The sequence below is a fragment of the Xenorhabdus griffiniae genome (assembly GCF_037265215.1).
In the GTDB taxonomy this organism is placed as follows: domain Bacteria; phylum Pseudomonadota; class Gammaproteobacteria; order Enterobacterales; family Enterobacteriaceae; genus Xenorhabdus; species Xenorhabdus griffiniae.
Genome location: NZ_CP147737.1, coordinates 1 through 16,304 on the forward strand (window position 1 = coordinate 1; position 16,304 = coordinate 16,304).

Below are 16,304 nucleotides of genomic sequence, written 5' to 3' on the forward strand. Positions count from 1 at the left end.
GTGTCACTTTCGCTTTGGCAGCAATGTCTTGCCCGATTGCAGGATGAGTTACCTGCCACAGAATTCAGTATGTGGATACGACCCCTTCAGGCAGAACTGAGTGATAACACTTTGGCTCTCTATGCCCCCAACCGTTTTGTGTTGGATTGGGTGAGAGAGAAATATATTAATAATATCAATTTGTTATTAAATGATTTCTGTGGTCCTGAAGTACCGTTACTGCGTTTTGAAGTAGGAAATAAGCCTGTTTCACCAAACCAGTCTGCATCTCAGAAAATCATTGCCGATATGCCGGTGGCTGCTGCGCCGTCCAGTTCATCAGTACGCCCAAGCTGGGATAACGCAAAAGCTCAGCCAGAGTTATCTTATCGTTCCAATGTTAATCCCAAGCATACATTCGATAACTTTGTTGAAGGTAAATCTAACCAACTCGCCAGAGCTGCCGCCAGACAAGTGGCAGATAATCCTGGTGGCGCATACAATCCTCTGTTCCTTTATGGCGGAACCGGACTGGGTAAAACCCACCTTTTGCACGCTGTCGGCAACAGCATTATGGCACGTAAAGCTAATGCAAAAGTGGTTTACATGCACTCTGAACGCTTCGTTCAGGATATGGTAAAAGCATTACAAAACAATGCTATAGAAGAATTCAAACGTTACTATCGCTCAGTTGATGCCCTGCTGATCGATGATATTCAGTTTTTTGCCAATAAAGAGCGATCTCAGGAAGAATTCTTTCACACGTTCAATGCTCTGTTAGAAGGTAATCAACAGATTATTCTGACATCAGATCGCTATCCGAAAGAGATAAATGGCGTCGAAGATCGGTTAAAATCCCGTTTTGGCTGGGGATTGACCGTTGCTATTGAACCGCCGGAGCTGGAGACTCGCGTTGCTATTTTGATGAAGAAAGCCGATGAGAATCAAATCCAGTTGCCGGGAGAAGTGGCTTTCTTTATTGCTAAACGCCTGCGCTCTAACGTTCGTGAACTCGAAGGCGCTTTGAACAGAGTCATCGCCAATGCCAATTTTACTGGCCGTGCGATTACTATTGATTTTGTACGCGAAGCATTACGTGACTTATTGGCTCTACAGGAAAAGCTGGTAACCATCGATAATATTCAGAAAACGGTGGCTGAATATTACAAAATCAAGGTTGCAGATCTGCTTTCCAAGCGCCGTTCACGCTCCGTTGCCCGTCCGAGACAAATGGCAATGGCGCTGGCAAAAGAGCTGACCAATCACAGCTTGCCTGAAATCGGGGATGCCTTTGGTGGACGTGACCATACAACCGTACTTCATGCTTGTCGGAAAATCGAACAACTGCGTGAAGAGAGTCACGACATCAAAGAAGATTTTTCTAACTTAATCAGAACATTGTCTTCCTAGCGCTATGAAATTTATCATTGAACGTGAGCAATTATTAAAACCTTTGCAACAGGTTAGCAGCCCCTTGGGAGGCCGCCCTACCCTGCCTATTTTAGGCAACTTATTATTGCAGGTAACAGAAGGTTCCCTGCTGCTGACGGGCACCGATTTAGAAATGGAAATGAAAGCTCGGGTTACACTTACCCAGCCACATGAACAAGGTGCAACGACTGTTCCCGCACGTAAATTTTTCGATATCTGGCGTGGGTTGCCTGACGGAGCAGAAATCAGTGTAGAACTGGATAGTGATCGCATTCTCGTCCGTTCGGGCCGCAGCCGTTTTTCACTCTCTACGCTACCCGCATCAGATTTTCCCAATCTTGATGACTGGCAGAGCGAAGTCGAATTTTCTCTGCCTCAGTCCACACTGAAACGCCTGATTGAATCCACCCAATTTTCCATGGCGCATCAGGATGTTCGCTATTACTTGAATGGTATGTTGTTTGAAACGGAAGGCGAAGAACTACGTACCATTGCCACAGACGGCCACCGTTTGGCCGTTTGTTCCATGAGCATCGGGCAAGATCTGCCTTCCCATTCCGTGATCGTACCTCGCAAGGGCGTCATTGAATTAATGCGTCTGTTGGATGGCGGTGACAATCCGCTGCAATTGCAGATTGGCAGCAATAACATTCGTGCTCATGTTGGTGATTTTATCTTCACATCGAAGTTAGTTGATGGCCGTTTTCCTGATTATCGTCGCGTGTTACCCAAAAATCCCGATAAAACGTTAGAAGCCAATTGTGACATGCTTAAGCAAGCATTTTCACGGGCCGCCATTTTGTCCAATGAAAAATTCCGGGGCGTTCGCATCTACTTGAGCGAAAATCAACTTAGAATTACCGCCAATAACCCAGAGCAGGAAGAAGCAGAAGAGATTGTTGATGTCAGTTACCAGGGGGCTGAAATGGAAATTGGCTTCAATGTCAGCTACATATTGGATGTCCTCAACGCATTGAAATGCGAGCAAGTGAGCCTTCTGCTAACAGATGCCACATCCAGCGTAAAAATTGAGAATTCAGCGAGTCAGGCTGCGACTTATGTCGTGATGCCAATGCGCCTGTAACAAAATTAACTCATTATATGATTCTCTCGCGTTTGCTGATCCGCGATTTCCGTAATATCGCGGATGCTGACTTGCCACTGGCAACCGGTTTTAATTTTCTGGTTGGGCCGAACGGTAGCGGCAAAACAAGTATATTGGAAGCCATTTATACCTTAGGCCACGGCCGTGCTTTTCGCAGTATTCAGGCAGGAAGAGTCATTCGTCATGATTGCGAAGAGTTCATTCTTCATGGGCGGCTTGATCAGCAACCCCATGAACGAACTTTATCGGTGGGCTTAAGTAAAAACCGTCAAGGTGACAGCAAAGTCAGGATAGATGGCAGTGATGGACATAAAATTGCTGAATTAGCGAAAATACTGCCAATGCAACTTATCACACCAGAAGGTTTTACGTTGCTAAATGGTGGCCCGAAATATCGTCGAGCCTTTATTGATTGGGGGTGCTTTCACAATGAACCACGCTTTTTTGCTGCCTGGGCCAACCTGAAAAGGCTGCTTAAGCAGCGCAATGCCGCATTGCGACAAGTCACTCGCTACAGCCAAATCCAGCATTGGGATCGAGAGCTTGCCCCATTGGCAAGTGAAATTAGTCAATGGCGGGCTGAATATATTGCGGAAATTTCCGAAGATATAGAAAAAACCTGCAAACAATTTTTACCTGAATTCACACTTAGTATCAGCTTCCAGCAAGGTTGGGACAAAGAAAGTGAATATGCAGAACTGCTCGCGCGGCAGTTTGAGCGCGACAGATCGCTAACCTACACCGCTTCCGGCCCGCATAAAGCCGATCTGCGGATCAGGGCGGACGGTACACCAGTAGAAGATATGCTGTCCCGTGGTCAGTTGAAGTTACTGATGTGCGCATTGAGGTTAGCACAGGGTGAATATTTCACCCGACAGAGCGGGCAAAAATGCCTGTATCTGCTTGATGATTTTGCCTCAGAACTGGATGCCGGCCGTCGTCAGCTATTAGCCGAGCGTCTAAAATCTACGCAAGCCCAGGTGTTTGTCAGTGCAATCACACCTGGACAAGTTACAGACATGATTGATGTAAATAGCAGGATGTTTCGCGTAGAACATGGCAAAATAGAGGTTCAACCACAGGATTAAGATGAGCGAGAAACGTTGATGTCGAATACATATAACTCCTCAAGTATCAAGGTATTAAAAGGGCTGGATGCCGTCCGTAAACGTCCAGGCATGTATATCGGTGATACCGATGATGGTACTGGCCTGCACCACATGGTCTTCGAGGTTGTTGATAACGCTATCGACGAAGCCCTCGCAGGTCATTGTGACAAAATAACTGTCACTATCCACGCAGATAATTCAGTTTCTGTGCAGGATGATGGCCGCGGTATTCCGACCGACATACACGAAGAAGAAGGTGTTTCAGCAGCAGAAGTCATCATGACTGTGCTGCATGCGGGGGGTAAATTCGATGATAACTCCTATAAAGTTTCCGGTGGTCTGCATGGCGTAGGGGTTTCTGTTGTTAACGCCTTATCGGAAAAACTGGAACTGACTATCCGCCGTGACGGTAAGGTTCACGAACAAACCTATTGTCTGGGCGTGCCACAGTCACCATTGAAAGTCGTCGGTGATACTGAGCTGACAGGAACGACTGTCCGTTTCTGGCCAAGTATGGATACGTTTAAGATTAACACTGAGTTCGAATTCGAGATTCTGGCCAAGCGCCTGCGTGAATTATCATTCCTCAACTCCGGTGTTGCTATTCGTTTAGTCGACAAACGTACAAATACCGAAGATCTCTTTCACTATGAAGGGGGAATAAAAGCGTTTGTTGAATTCCTGAGCCGTAATAAAAACCCAATTCACCCAAATGTCTTCTATTTCTGTACCGAAAAAGATGGCATTGGTGTTGAAATTTCCATGCAATGGAATGACGGTTTCCAGGAAAATATTTACTGCTTCACCAACAACATTCCTCAGCGCGACGGGGGAACCCATTTAGTTGGTTTCCGTACTGCGATGACCCGTACCCTCAATAGCTACATGGACAAAGAGGGCTATAACAAAAAATCCAAAGTCAGCGCGACAGGTGATGATGCTCGTGAAGGCCTGATTGCGGTGATTTCCGTTAAAGTGCCTGATCCTAAATTCTCTTCACAGACCAAAGACAAGTTGGTTTCTTCCGAAGTGAAAACCGTGGTTGAAACCCTGATGAATGAGAAGCTGGTGGAATACCTGCTGGAAAACCCGAACGATGCCAAAACTGTCGTCGGCAAAATCATTGATGCAGCCCGCGCCCGTGAAGCAGCACGTAAAGCTCGTGAGATGACCCGTCGTAAAGGTGCACTGGATCTGGCCGGATTGCCGGGAAAACTAGCTGACTGCCAGGAGCGCGATCCAGCCCTGTCCGAACTCTACCTGGTGGAGGGTGATTCTGCGGGCGGTTCGGCAAAACAAGGACGCAACCGTAAGAATCAAGCTATCCTGCCATTGAAAGGTAAGATCCTGAACGTTGAGAAAGCACGCTTTGACAAAATGCTCTCTTCACAGGAAGTCGCCACTTTGATCACGGCCCTGGGCTGTGGCATTGGCCGCGATGAATACAACCCAGACAAGCTGCGTTATCACAGCATTATCATCATGACCGATGCTGACGTTGACGGATCGCACATACGTACTCTGTTGCTGACATTCTTCTATCGCCAGATGCCGGAAATCATTGAACGCGGTTATGTCTACATCGCCCAACCACCACTGTATAAAGTGAAAAAAGGTAAGCAAGAGCAATACATCAAAGATGATGATGCAATGGAAGCTTACCTGATGTCTATCGCATTGGATGGCGCTGCGTTGTATACCAATCCACATGCACCTGCCCTGAAAGGGGAAGCGTTGGAAAAATTGGTAGCTGAATTCAATGCCGCTCAGAAAATCATCCGTCGCATGGAGCGTCTGTATCCGCAGGCCCTGCTAAACAACCTGGTTTACCATCCAAAACTGACCGAAGATGCTTTGAACGATCAGGCAAAAGTGGAAGAGTGGGTAAGCTCACTGGCTATTCGTCTGAATGACAAAGAGCAAAATGGCAGCACTTACAGCTATCAAATCCATGAAAACCGTGAACGCCAAATTTTCGAACCCATTCTGTGCATTCGTACACATGGTGTTGATACCAACTACAATCTGGATTTCGATTTTATCCACGGGGGCGAATATCGCCGCATTACCAAACTGGGTGAATTGGTTGGGAATTTGATTGAGGAAGGTGCATACATCGAACGTGGTGAACGTCGTCAGGCAGTCAGCAGCTTTGAACAGGCTCTGGAATGGCTGACTAAAGAGTCACGTCGTGGTCTTGCCGTCCAACGCTATAAAGGTCTGGGAGAGATGAACCCTGAGCAGTTATGGGAAACGACCATGAACCCAGAAACCCGTCGCATGATGCGTGTAACCGTGAAAGATGCCATTGCAACTGACCAACTGTTCACGACTCTGATGGGGGATGCGGTTGAACCTCGCCGGGCATTTATTGAAGAGAATGCCTTGAAAGCGGCGAATATTGATATCTGATATTCCCGAAACTATTTACAGAACTATACCAACCTAACTTCAAGAAGCGTTTTATATCTCCTCGCGTAGCGGGGAGATATACCAATGTAACTTTAAGATGCATATTGAAATGAGATGGGTATAAATATAAACCTGATGGATAATATAAAATAAACATTACCCCATGACACAGGTAAATTAAAAATTAACCATTCATGAATAGCCCTTATTTCTTAATATATAACCATCCCTATTATTAGATTATTATTTTCATATCCCTTTACATTCTGTTAATCCAATAAAAATAGAAAATATAATCTTTATACTCGATAAACTTCAAGTTGCAATCCGCAAGACGAGGCGAGGCCTTATATTTACTCTCTGCGCGGGGAAATATAAAACGCATCTTAAAGTTGGATTGGTATATAATATATAAATTTATTGTTTCAGCCTATTCAATATAACAAAACCTGAACAATAACCTCTTTAAAAAATTATTGACAATGGATGACGGATAAAGTTAATTAATATCCCGACCCATTCATCTCGTCCGATTTATCAGAAGCTGTATCATTATCCGTAGAAGATATTTACCTATATAGTAATGTCATTTAGAAGAAGATCATGCAAAAATTCACAGACCAAACATCTACCAAACCACATATTATTGATGCCATGATGGTGAGTCAAAATGAGCTAAGTCGTATATCCGACAATGCCAATGCTCTCCGTGCTAAGGCAATGGAGCTGACCGATTCGTGGGAAGGTGTTATGTTCGCATTAACTCATGATGAAATTGAAAATATCGCTCTGGCTGTTGGTTTCATTCCAGAAGTAGCCAGTAAAATTCATCATGAAATTAAGTCACTCGACTATGCAAAAATTCAATCCCAAACAGGCACTGAATCACTTGCTACCAAACATAACATGGATATTAGTCTTCTCGCGCTTCGCGGTGTGACAGACTTTGATCATGCTTTGTCCCATATTAATGACAGTAATCTGGAAACAATTCTGGATGAAAACCAAGAGATGTTCCAGAAAATCCGTAATGCACTTCCCGCCTATGAAGCTCGAATGAATTTTAGGCCCGAAACAGCTTCTGCGGTGCTTAAATCTCTGGGGGCAGATATATCACCTGAATTGCTTTATGAAATCTGTCCCAAATATAATACAACATCAGTTATAGACCTTGAAAACCGCAAAGGAGTCAGTACCGAGTTTATTCGTTGTGTCACGTTAACATTAGGTACAACCGTTTGCTAAAAGCCAAAAAATAATTAATGCCGCCAATATCTCTATCGAATGGCGGCATTATTCTCAACCAATATAATACTTCAATAAAAACTTAACTCTTTTCTACAGCAAAATACGCAACATACGGCGCAAAGGCTCTGCGGCTCCCCATAGCAACTGATCGCCCACCGTAAAGGCAGATAAATATTCCGGTCCCATATTCAACTTACGTAGACGTCCTACTGGTGTATTCAACGTGCCAGTCACCGCCGCCGGTGTTAACTCCCGCATCGTTAATTCGCGATCATTTGGAATAACGCGTACCCAATCATTATGGGAAGCCAGCAATGTTTCAATTTCATGGATCGGGATATCTTTTTTCAATTTCAGGGTAAATGCCTGACTATGACAGCGTAATGCCCCAATGCGGACACACAAGCCATCAATCGTGATCACGTTATTACCCGTATTCAAGATCTTGTTGGTTTCGGCCTGGCCTTTCCATTCTTCGCGACTCTGTCCATTTTCCAGTTGCTTATCAATCCACGGAATTAAGCTTCCCGCTAAAGGAACACCAAACTGGTCAGTTGGCAATGCACCGCTACGGGTAAAATCCGTTACACGTTTTTCAATATCCAAAATCGCGCAAGCAGGGTTTTGTAGCTCCTCAGCCACCTGATTATGCAGCATCCCCATTTGCACCAGCAGTTCACGCATATGGCGAGCGCCACCGCCAGAAGCCGCCTGATAGCTTGATACCGATGCCCACTCAATTAAATCATTGGTAAACAGTCCTCCCAATGACATCAGCATCAAGCTAACCGTACAATTACCGCCAACAAAGGTTTTGATGCCTTTATTTAAGCTATTTTGAATATGTTGATGGTTGACAGGATCAAGAATAATGACAGCATCATCATTCATACGCAGTGCAGAAGCAGCATCGATCCAATATCCCTGCCAGCCAGTTGCTCTCAGTTTAGGATAGATTTCATTGGTATAATCCCCCCCCTGGCAACTAATGATAATATCCAGCGCACTCAGCGCCTCAATATCAAAAGCATCCTGTAAGATGCCTGATGTTCCTGTACGATTTATTGTAAACTGCGGGGCTGGAAGCCCGTGTTGGGAGGTTGTGAAGAAAACCGGATTTATTTCGTCAAAATCCCGCTCTTCTATCATCCGCTGCATCAATACTGAGCCGACCATACCGCGCCAACCGATAAAACCTACACTCTTACTCATATTTACCCTGCCTTAAAAGATGTTTATCAGATACCACTGATAGCATTAAAACTGACAAAATATGGCAAAAGGTGCAAGTATATTTATGAGCTATAGTGCTAGCATGGACGATCTTTCCCATCAGTTGTGAAATGACATACAATCAGATGTGATTCCAAATAGTATCCATAATGAATCTTATTAATTATATGATTGGATATATATCAATCACCTTTCAATATGCGTCTTATATCTCCCCGCTACGCGGGGAGTAACTTTAGATTTTCCCACTGTTAATTTTTCCTTTATGAGAAAATTAATTTATTTTTTCTGGCCATCTTAGCATTCATCATGTTATTTCAACATAAACATCAAAAACGTATATCGGCCACCCAATACTTATGAATAGCCCCCATAAATCAGGGATATCTAATTATTGCGATAAGATTCAAAAAAGCCATTTTTTCTCCTATTAAATTATTTTGAAAACTGTTTTAATTAACTACTATTTGACAATCACTATCGCCTTTAAGGTAAATCAACAGTACATTGCCAGCGCTATACAATCCGACCAATACCGAGCAGAACCACCGTTTAAATTGCAGGGTAGCTATCGCAACATGAATAAGCTCAGTGAAAAAGTTTCTGTGGTAATGAATGCCGAAGAGATACGTCGCATTATTGATGATCACTATTTGGGAAAAGCCCAATTACTGACAAAAAGTTAAGGAATAAGATATATGGAAATTATGATCACGATTATAATATTTTTCTTCTTTCTTATCAGTGGGATAATCGGGGGAATCCGTCTCTATAACAGATTAGTTTTACTACGTAATAACGTTGATAATGCTTTCGCCAATATCGACGTTATATTGAAGCAACAGGCAGAGCAGATACCCGCTTTAATCGCTATCGTTTCCAAAGCGATGTCCCATGAGCGAGGGATCTTTACAACGCTCAGTGCTGCCCGCCAGAATTACCTAAATTCTGGTTCTCTGCCTGAAAAAATTCATGCCTCCAATCAGATGGAACAGGCATTGAAAACCGTCATAGCCATCTCAGAAAATTATCCTATGCTGATTTCCGGTGAGAATTTTATTGAGCTCCAGAAAGCAGTCAGCAACGTAGAAGATAAACTCGCACGCCGACGTGAAAGTTTTAACGATGCTGTGACAACTTACAACATTGGTATTCAAGTTTTTCCGGCACTCATTGTCGCAAGGGCGCTGAAATACCAACCTCTTCCTCTGTTAGAAATTTCGGCAGAAGAGAAGAAATATAACGGCATTCGGTTTGAATAATTTTTTATCAAGACAGGTAACTAAATTAACTAATGACTTCAATTATCGCTTCAATCATTTTTAGCGCGGTTTTGAGTGGCACTACCGTATTTTTATTCTTAGAAATTTATCACCTTCGCATTGAACGAAAAAAATGGGTATTAATAACAGCAGCAATCAGCAGTTTGTCAGCAAGCATCATGACTTATCTTAATGAAAATAATATCCTGTATATCATCGGCTTCTTCTTTATCCTGCTTATTTTGGTCATCTTTAGTGCCAAGGTATGGGATATTATCAAATCCTGCTTTAACCTGCTAAATAGTATCACAAAGGGGAAAATAACTCTCTTCCAGGCAACTACTCATGTGCTTATAACGCTCTTGGGAATAGCCATAACCTACAGTACGAATTATTTAGATAATTCCATCACTTTCGGACTGTGTGCCGGATTTTTCATCATAATCGGTTTTTTGATATGGCGACAAAAAACCCCAAAAAAACAATTCTTCAAACTTCAGCAAATGCTTCCTACTTCTAAAATCGGCTCAATGGCGATGGGTTTAGTGGAAGTGCAAGGTACAGCAGTTGCTGAAAAACAAAAATTGCGCACCGCGCCACTGAGTAAAAGAAGATGCATTGCTTACCACTATACCGTACATCAAGAAACTAAAAGTTCAGAAGGAAAGAAATACTACAAAATAATCACTGATCAAACCCAATGCGCACCTTTCAAAATTCAGGATGAGACAGGTTCAGCGTCTGTAATTACTGACGATCTATCACTGATTTCCCTGCCCCCTACCTGCAAATATGAAAAGGGAAATATGCGCTATGTTGAACGGGCAATCTTCAACCATGACACCATTATGTTAATTGGCGCAGCCGCTGAAAAAGCTAACCAGATCGTGATCCAGAAAGACATCGAAAACGATATTTTGGCCGCCACCCCAATCAAGTCCGTTAAACATTGGAATAAACACTATCCACTGAAGAAATCTGCTTTAACATTTATCATAATAGCCGTATTTCTAAGTGCAATTGTGCTAACCATTCCATACGAATATAACGGGCAAGCACTAACACTGATGTTTAATAAATCACCATTATTCAGTTGGCTGTTTTAATAGGGAAAGTCCATGAACCCCCTTCTGATCGCAACTTTTATCATTATTATTTTGTCGGTTTTGTTGTTCTATTATTTGAATGATATTTACAATAAGGTTGTTACGCTGAAAAATTACACCGAAAAAGCCTTTGCCAATATTGATGTATTGCTAAAACAGCGGGCAGATGAAATCCCTGGATTATTAAGGACTACCGAACAGGCTATGTCGCACCAAAAAGCATTGCTGTTGGAACTCGCAGAGCTAAGAGAGCATTACTTTGCCAGCCCAGATATTAATCAAAAGATAGAGATTAACAATAAAATCACCCACGTTTTACAAAGTATAAATTTATTAATAGAAAACTACCCTCACTTACAGGCACTAAAAAACCTGCATAAATTGCAAAATCGGATAGCTTCACTGGAAAACAAAATCGCTGATCGCCGTGAATTTTTTAATGAAAGTGTCGCTCTCTATAATACTGGCATCCAAACCTTCCCTAATTTGATATTTGCTAAAATATTAGGTTATCAGCCACGAACTATGCTTGATATCAGTACCACTGATGAATAAGGAAATCTCATGCTAACTATCCCTTTTGATCTATTTGGTTTTGCCAACATGGTGGAAAAAGAACCTGGATATGTCATTGCCATATCAACCTTTGGCTTGTTTATTCCTTTCTTCATATTCGCTATATTGCAGAAAATTCCTCCATTAAAGACCTTTTCTAATATTATCTTAGGAACTCTTGCATTATCACTTTTTCCAAATTTAATCGTATCGATATCTCTACTCGTTTTAAATATCAAAGGAATACACTCGTTCTTTATTTGCGTAATTGTTATTCTGAATTGTTTTTTATTTGTCCTTTTTAATTATAATCAGTTAGCAGATTATATTAATTCATTTTTACCTGATCATGATCAGAAAATAGTTGGTCAGAAACGCGGTAAAAAGCAAGGTAGATAGCCCATCAGTAAGGGAGAAGCGATAATTATCATGTTCCCTGTTATGATAGGCAAAAAGTATCTTGGTAAGCCATTTCCAATTCTCAACAGGGAGACAATGATGGCAGTATGGTTTAAGCAACGCCTTTATATGCTAATAGGGTTAGCATCAATTCTTGTCATCATCCAGCTGCTTAATGCCCTAACCGATGGATCATTAACCTATCTCGGTATTATTCCCCGTGATGTTCGGGGATTGATAGGTATTCCCCTATCTCCTTTCCTGCATGGCAGTTGGGGACATTTATTCAGCAACCTTCCTGTATTATTGGTATTAAGTGCATTATTGATGATCCATTCCATCCGTTATTATGTTATTGCCAGTCTGTTTATTATCTTTACAGAAGGAATTATGGTCTGGTTATTTGGCCGCACCGCTATTCATATCGGTGCCAGCGGCTGGGTTTTTGGCCTGTGGGGATTATTGCTGGCTAATGCTTATTTCCTGAAGCGAATAAAAGATCTCTTCTTTGCACTTCTGGTGCTTATCTACTACAAAGGAATTGCCTTCGGTTTGTTACCATGGCAAGAATACATTTCAACCGAAGGACATATTTTTGGCGCTATCTCAGGGATAGTTTTCTCTTGGATGACCAAAAAGTGGCTCATCACAAATCGTTAGTTAAAATTTACTTCCACCGTAATGCCGTATCATTAATAGATTGCCCAAATACCTCTTTATCCTTTTTGTAATCATGTGAAACATGCCAATTTTGGCTACGTCCCTGACGAGGAAGACCAGATTCACCACGTCTCACATAACCTGAACGCAAGGCACCAAAAATATGCTCATTAACCACAACTTCATCGGGTTGCGCATGTGGTGTGACAATCTTGGCGTGGCGGCGATCCATCTCATTTAATAAACGACAAATATATTCAGCTGAGAGATCAATTTTTAATGTCCAGGCATTATTGATATAGCCAACCAGATAAGCAAAATTAGGAATATCCTGTACCAATGTTCCCTTATATAACAATTGGCTATGACTTTGTGGCTTTTGTCCATCAATAAAAAGTTCTATTCCCCCCATAAGATGTAATTTCAGCCCCGTCGCTGTCACTATGATATCTGCGGGTAATTCCTTACCAGATTGCAACAAAATACCATTTGCAGTAATACGTTCAATCTGATCGGTAACGATAGAGGCTTTGCCTTCTTTCAGTACATTAAACAGATTACTGTCGGGAACAAAACACAATCGTTCATCCCATGGCATGTACTTTGGCGTCAAGTGTTTCATGTCAAAATCAGAACCAACCTTTCTGCGAGCCAATCCCAATAAAAACGATCTGAGCAGGTTGGGAAAATATCGACTTATCTTATACAACGAACTGAAGAATAAGATATTGCGATTTTTACTTAACGTGTAAATCCAACGTTGGGGAATAACGCCCTTTAGCAATTCTGCCATCTTATCCCTTCCAGGTATCGATAAAATGTAGCCAGGAGAACGCTGTAGCATGGTGATATGTTCAGTATCGTTAGCCATTGCCGGCAGTAAAGTGACCGCGGTTGCGCCACTTCCAATCACAACGACTCGCTTTCCTTTATAGTCCAATTCTTCGGGCCAATATTGAGGATGAATGATTGGGCCGTTGAAATCTTCAAGACCAGGAAATTTGGGTAAATGAGGTTCATCATAGTTGTAGTAACCTGTCGCCATGATAAGAAAATGGCAGGTAAATTGCCGTATTTCTTCAGTGGCTTCATCAATTGCAGTAACAGTCCATTGGCAAGTTTCATTTGACCAGTCAGTTTGAGTGACTCTCAACCCGAACTGTATTTTCTTATCAACTTCATATTCTGTTGCTACTGAATGGAGATAGCGCCTAATTGAAGGTCCATCAGCAAAAATACTGGTATCTGTCCAAGGACGGAATTTATAGCCGTAGCTCATCATATCCGAATCTGTACGAATACCTGGATAGCGAAATAAATCCCAAGTTCCCCCTATATTATGGCGACGTTCTAAGATCCCCACTTTTTTATTGGGACATTCCCTTGCCAAATGACACGCCATACCAATACCAGAAACTCCAACGCCTATGATTAAAACATCATAATGATTACTCATGTTGTTTCTCCTGCAAAAAGATCCTCTTAACCAGATAAGCGGTTTGTTCAAGATGTCATGTTATTTTCTATTTGCAGGAGCAACCATTTGCATTTATGTGGGGGGAGTATCAGGATGTTAATGATTGGAATTGAGAGGTATTGATTAATATTTGTCATGCTATATATACCAATCTAACTTCAAGATGCGTGTGATTTCTACCCGCAGATCTTCGTTTCCCTGACAATGTCGTTGATGGGTTAAGAGTTGAGGACTGGACGTTCAAGTAAGAGATTTATCAGATTTGTTTTATACATTTTATTATCGTTAACATTCTATGTACTGCGATTATTCTCTTACGAAAAAATCCGGTTAGCTTACGCATAACCGGATTTAGAAAGTTTAAAGCTTTTTTACACCAAAATTGGTGGCTCTTACTCCACCGTCACCGATTTAGCCAGATTCCTCGGCTGATCCACATCCGTACCTTTGATCAAGGCAACATGGTAAGACAGCAATTGCAGTGGCACGGTATAGAAGATCGGTGCGATCAACTCTTCTACATGTGGCAGAGAGATGATCTTCATGTTTTCGCTGTTAGTGAAACCTGCATCCTGATCGGCGAAGACATACAACAAACCGCCACGGGCACGAACTTCTTCAATGTTAGATTTCAGTTTTTCCAGTAGTTCGTTGTTCGGTGCAACGATAATAACCGGCATATCCGCATCAATCAGTGCCAACGGGCCATGTTTCAATTCACCGGCTGCGTAGGCTTCTGCATGAATGTAGGAGATCTCTTTCAGTTTCAGCGCACCTTCAACCGCGATCGGGTATTGATCGCCACGGCCAAGGAACAGGGCATGATGTTTTTCAGAGAAATCTTCTGCCAATGCTTCAATCAACTTGTCTTTAGACAACATGCTTTCAATACGGCTTGGCAGAGCATGTAAGGCATGAACAATATCTTGTTCCAGTGCTGTATCCGCACCTTTCAGACGTCCCATATAAGCCACTAGCATCAGCAATACAGTTAGCTGGGTGGTAAAAGCTTTGGTGGATGCCACGCCGATTTCTGCCCCTGCTTTGGTCATCAGGGCAAATTCAGATTCACGTACCAAAGAGGAACCGGCAACGTTACAGATGGTCAACGAAGTCAGATAACCGAGTTCTTTGGACAAGCGCAAGGCAGCCAAGGTATCAGCCGTTTCACCAGATTGGGACAGGGTGATCAGCAGGCTTCCTTTACGACACGCTGGCTTGCGGTAACGGAATTCAGAAGCAATTTCAACATCACATGGGATACCTGCCAGTGATTCGAACCAGTAACGCGAAACCATACCTGCATTGTAGGAAGTACCGCAGGCAACGATTTGGATATGCTCAACTTGGGACAATAATTCCGCAGCATTAGCGCCTAGTTCTGACAGATTTACTTGACCATTGCTCAAACGGCTTTCCAATGTGCTTTTGATCGCCATTGGTTGCTCGTAAATCTCTTTCTGCATGTAATGGCGGTATACACCTTTATCGCCAGCATCGTACTGAACGTTAGATTCAATTTGTTCGCGCTCAACCGCTTCGCCCTGTACATCAAAGATACGAACGGTACGGCGAGTGATTTCTGCAATATCACCCTCTTCCAGATAAATAAAGCGGCGAGTCACTGGCAGTAATGCCAATTGGTCAGATGCCAGGAAGTTTTCACCCACGCCTAAGCCAATGACCAATGGGCTGCCAGAGCGCGCAGCAACCAGCACATCAGGGTGACGGCTGTCCATAATTACGGTGCCATAAGCGCCACGTAATTGTGGGATCACACGCTGCACCACTTCCAGCAGTGAACCGCCTTGTTGCTGCTCCCAGTGAACAAGATGGGCAATGGTTTCTGTATCTGTATCAGAAGAGAAGGTGTAACCACGCACTTTTAATTCTTCGCGCAGTTCTTCGTGGTTTTCAATAATGCCATTATGCACAACAGCAATATGTTCAGAAGCATGAGGATGAGCATTGCGCTCGCTGGGTTCACCGTGAGTCGCCCAACGAGTATGGGCAATCCCTGTTCCACCAATGACAGGCTGTTTATCTGCTTCATCAGCCAGCATCTGTACTTTACCCACTTCGCGCAGGCGGGTCATGCGGTTTTCACTGTCAACAACAGCTATACCCGCAGAGTCATAACCACGATACTCCAGGCGACGAAGACCTTCGATCAGTATTTCTGCAATATCCCGTTGTGCTACTGCACCAACAATTCCACACATTTTGTTTTATTCCCAAAAACAGGGCGATGAAGCCCTTTTATGTCGCCAACCTGATTGCGTTTCGGCTTTGCCGTCCCCGAGCTTTGTAGAGATGGGGATTTTTATT

Annotated in this window: 13 protein-coding genes and 1 pseudogene; 11 read left to right on the top strand and 3 right to left on the bottom strand. The window is 42.9% G+C overall.

From position 1 onward, the window contains the following. From dnaA to WDV75_RS00025, 5 genes are all read left to right on the top strand, one after another. Positions 1–1,389, top strand: coding sequence for a chromosomal replication initiator protein DnaA (gene dnaA / locus WDV75_RS00005; RefSeq protein ID WP_189758999.1), 1,389 nt, complete (start codon positions 1–3; stop codon positions 1,387–1,389). A gap of 4 nt (positions 1,390–1,393) precedes the next feature. Further along, a complete protein-coding gene (dnaN, locus tag WDV75_RS00010) occupies positions 1,394–2,494 on the top strand; it encodes a DNA polymerase III subunit beta (RefSeq protein ID WP_273560274.1) in 1,101 nt (366 codons plus the stop codon). A 17-nt stretch (positions 2,495–2,511) separates the two neighbouring features. Then, the gene (gene recF, locus WDV75_RS00015) at positions 2,512–3,603 is read left to right on the top strand and encodes a DNA replication/repair protein RecF (protein ID WP_189758997.1); all 1,092 of its coding nucleotides are present in this window, start codon (positions 2,512–2,514) and stop codon (positions 3,601–3,603) included. 18 nt (positions 3,604–3,621) lie between these two features. Next, a complete protein-coding gene (gene gyrB / locus WDV75_RS00020) occupies positions 3,622–6,036 on the top strand; it encodes a DNA topoisomerase (ATP-hydrolyzing) subunit B (protein WP_273560271.1) in 2,415 nt (804 codons plus the stop codon). Positions 6,037–6,639: 603 nt separating this feature from the next. After that, a complete protein-coding gene (locus tag WDV75_RS00025) occupies positions 6,640–7,281 on the top strand; it encodes a hypothetical protein (RefSeq protein WP_273560270.1) in 642 nt (213 codons plus the stop codon). Positions 7,282–7,374: 93 nt separating this feature from the next. Here WDV75_RS00025 and asd read toward each other — a convergent pair whose 3' ends face one another. Then, positions 7,375–8,496: an aspartate-semialdehyde dehydrogenase gene (gene asd / locus WDV75_RS00030; RefSeq protein ID WP_273560268.1), complete on the bottom strand. Its 1,122-nt coding sequence runs from the start codon at positions 8,494–8,496 to the stop codon at positions 7,375–7,377. Positions 8,497–9,002: 506 nt separating this feature from the next. Here asd and WDV75_RS00035 point away from each other — a divergent pair. The 6 genes and pseudogenes from WDV75_RS00035 to WDV75_RS00060 form a co-directional block, all read left to right on the top strand. Continuing rightward, positions 9,003–9,194: pseudogene (locus WDV75_RS00035) on the top strand (hypothetical protein); the annotation flags it as partial. Between the two features lie 21 nt (positions 9,195–9,215). Continuing rightward, positions 9,216–9,779: a LemA family protein gene (locus WDV75_RS00040; RefSeq protein WP_273560264.1), complete on the top strand. Its 564-nt coding sequence runs from the start codon at positions 9,216–9,218 to the stop codon at positions 9,777–9,779. 32 nt (positions 9,780–9,811) lie between these two features. Then, the gene (locus WDV75_RS00045) at positions 9,812–10,885 is read left to right on the top strand and encodes a hypothetical protein (protein ID WP_273560262.1); all 1,074 of its coding nucleotides are present in this window, start codon (positions 9,812–9,814) and stop codon (positions 10,883–10,885) included. A gap of 12 nt (positions 10,886–10,897) precedes the next feature. Beyond that, positions 10,898–11,440: a LemA family protein gene (locus WDV75_RS00050; protein WP_273560260.1), complete on the top strand. Its 543-nt coding sequence runs from the start codon at positions 10,898–10,900 to the stop codon at positions 11,438–11,440. A 9-nt stretch (positions 11,441–11,449) separates the two neighbouring features. Continuing rightward, positions 11,450–11,839 (top strand): hypothetical protein, encoded by a 390-nt coding sequence (locus WDV75_RS00055; RefSeq protein WP_273560258.1) that lies wholly within the window; start codon positions 11,450–11,452, stop codon positions 11,837–11,839. A gap of 99 nt (positions 11,840–11,938) precedes the next feature. Continuing rightward, complete coding sequence (locus WDV75_RS00060) at positions 11,939–12,499, top strand: rhomboid family intramembrane serine protease (RefSeq protein WP_420497530.1); 561 nt, start codon at positions 11,939–11,941, stop codon at positions 12,497–12,499. Positions 12,500–12,506: 7 nt separating this feature from the next. On the opposite strand, the gene WDV75_RS00065 is transcribed toward WDV75_RS00060, so the two are convergent. Together WDV75_RS00065 and glmS are read right to left on the bottom strand one after the other, a co-directional pair. Continuing rightward, a complete protein-coding gene (locus WDV75_RS00065; RefSeq protein ID WP_273560254.1) occupies positions 12,507–13,955 on the bottom strand; it encodes a flavin-containing monooxygenase in 1,449 nt (482 codons plus the stop codon). A 413-nt stretch (positions 13,956–14,368) separates the two neighbouring features. Further along, positions 14,369–16,198 (bottom strand): glutamine--fructose-6-phosphate transaminase (isomerizing), encoded by a 1,830-nt coding sequence (glmS, locus tag WDV75_RS00070; RefSeq protein ID WP_273560252.1) that lies wholly within the window; start codon positions 16,196–16,198, stop codon positions 14,369–14,371. Positions 16,199–16,304 lie beyond the last annotated feature (106 nt).

Excerpts from the sequence above, each read along its gene's own strand:
- recF (WP_189758997.1), top strand. The coding sequence starts at position 2,512 with ATGATTCTCTCGCGTTTGCTGATCCGCGATTTCCGTAATATCGCGGAT.
- WDV75_RS00050 (WP_273560260.1), top strand. The coding sequence starts at position 10,898 with ATGAACCCCCTTCTGATCGCAACTTTTATCATTATTATTTTGTCGGTT.
- WDV75_RS00045 (WP_273560262.1), top strand. The coding sequence starts at position 9,812 with ATGACTTCAATTATCGCTTCAATCATTTTTAGCGCGGTTTTGAGTGGC.
- glmS (WP_273560252.1), bottom strand. The coding sequence starts at position 16,198 with ATGTGTGGAATTGTTGGTGCAGTAGCACAACGGGATATTGCAGAAATA.
- WDV75_RS00065 (WP_273560254.1), bottom strand. The coding sequence starts at position 13,955 with ATGAGTAATCATTATGATGTTTTAATCATAGGCGTTGGAGTTTCTGGT.
- gyrB (WP_273560271.1), top strand. The coding sequence starts at position 3,622 with ATGTCGAATACATATAACTCCTCAAGTATCAAGGTATTAAAAGGGCTG.
- WDV75_RS00025 (WP_273560270.1), top strand. The coding sequence starts at position 6,640 with ATGCAAAAATTCACAGACCAAACATCTACCAAACCACATATTATTGAT.
- asd (WP_273560268.1), bottom strand. The coding sequence starts at position 8,496 with ATGAGTAAGAGTGTAGGTTTTATCGGTTGGCGCGGTATGGTCGGCTCA.
- WDV75_RS00040 (WP_273560264.1), top strand. The coding sequence starts at position 9,216 with ATGGAAATTATGATCACGATTATAATATTTTTCTTCTTTCTTATCAGT.
- dnaN (WP_273560274.1), top strand. The coding sequence starts at position 1,394 with ATGAAATTTATCATTGAACGTGAGCAATTATTAAAACCTTTGCAACAG.
- WDV75_RS00060 (WP_420497530.1), top strand. The coding sequence starts at position 11,939 with ATGGCAGTATGGTTTAAGCAACGCCTTTATATGCTAATAGGGTTAGCA.
- WDV75_RS00055 (WP_273560258.1), top strand. The coding sequence starts at position 11,450 with ATGCTAACTATCCCTTTTGATCTATTTGGTTTTGCCAACATGGTGGAA.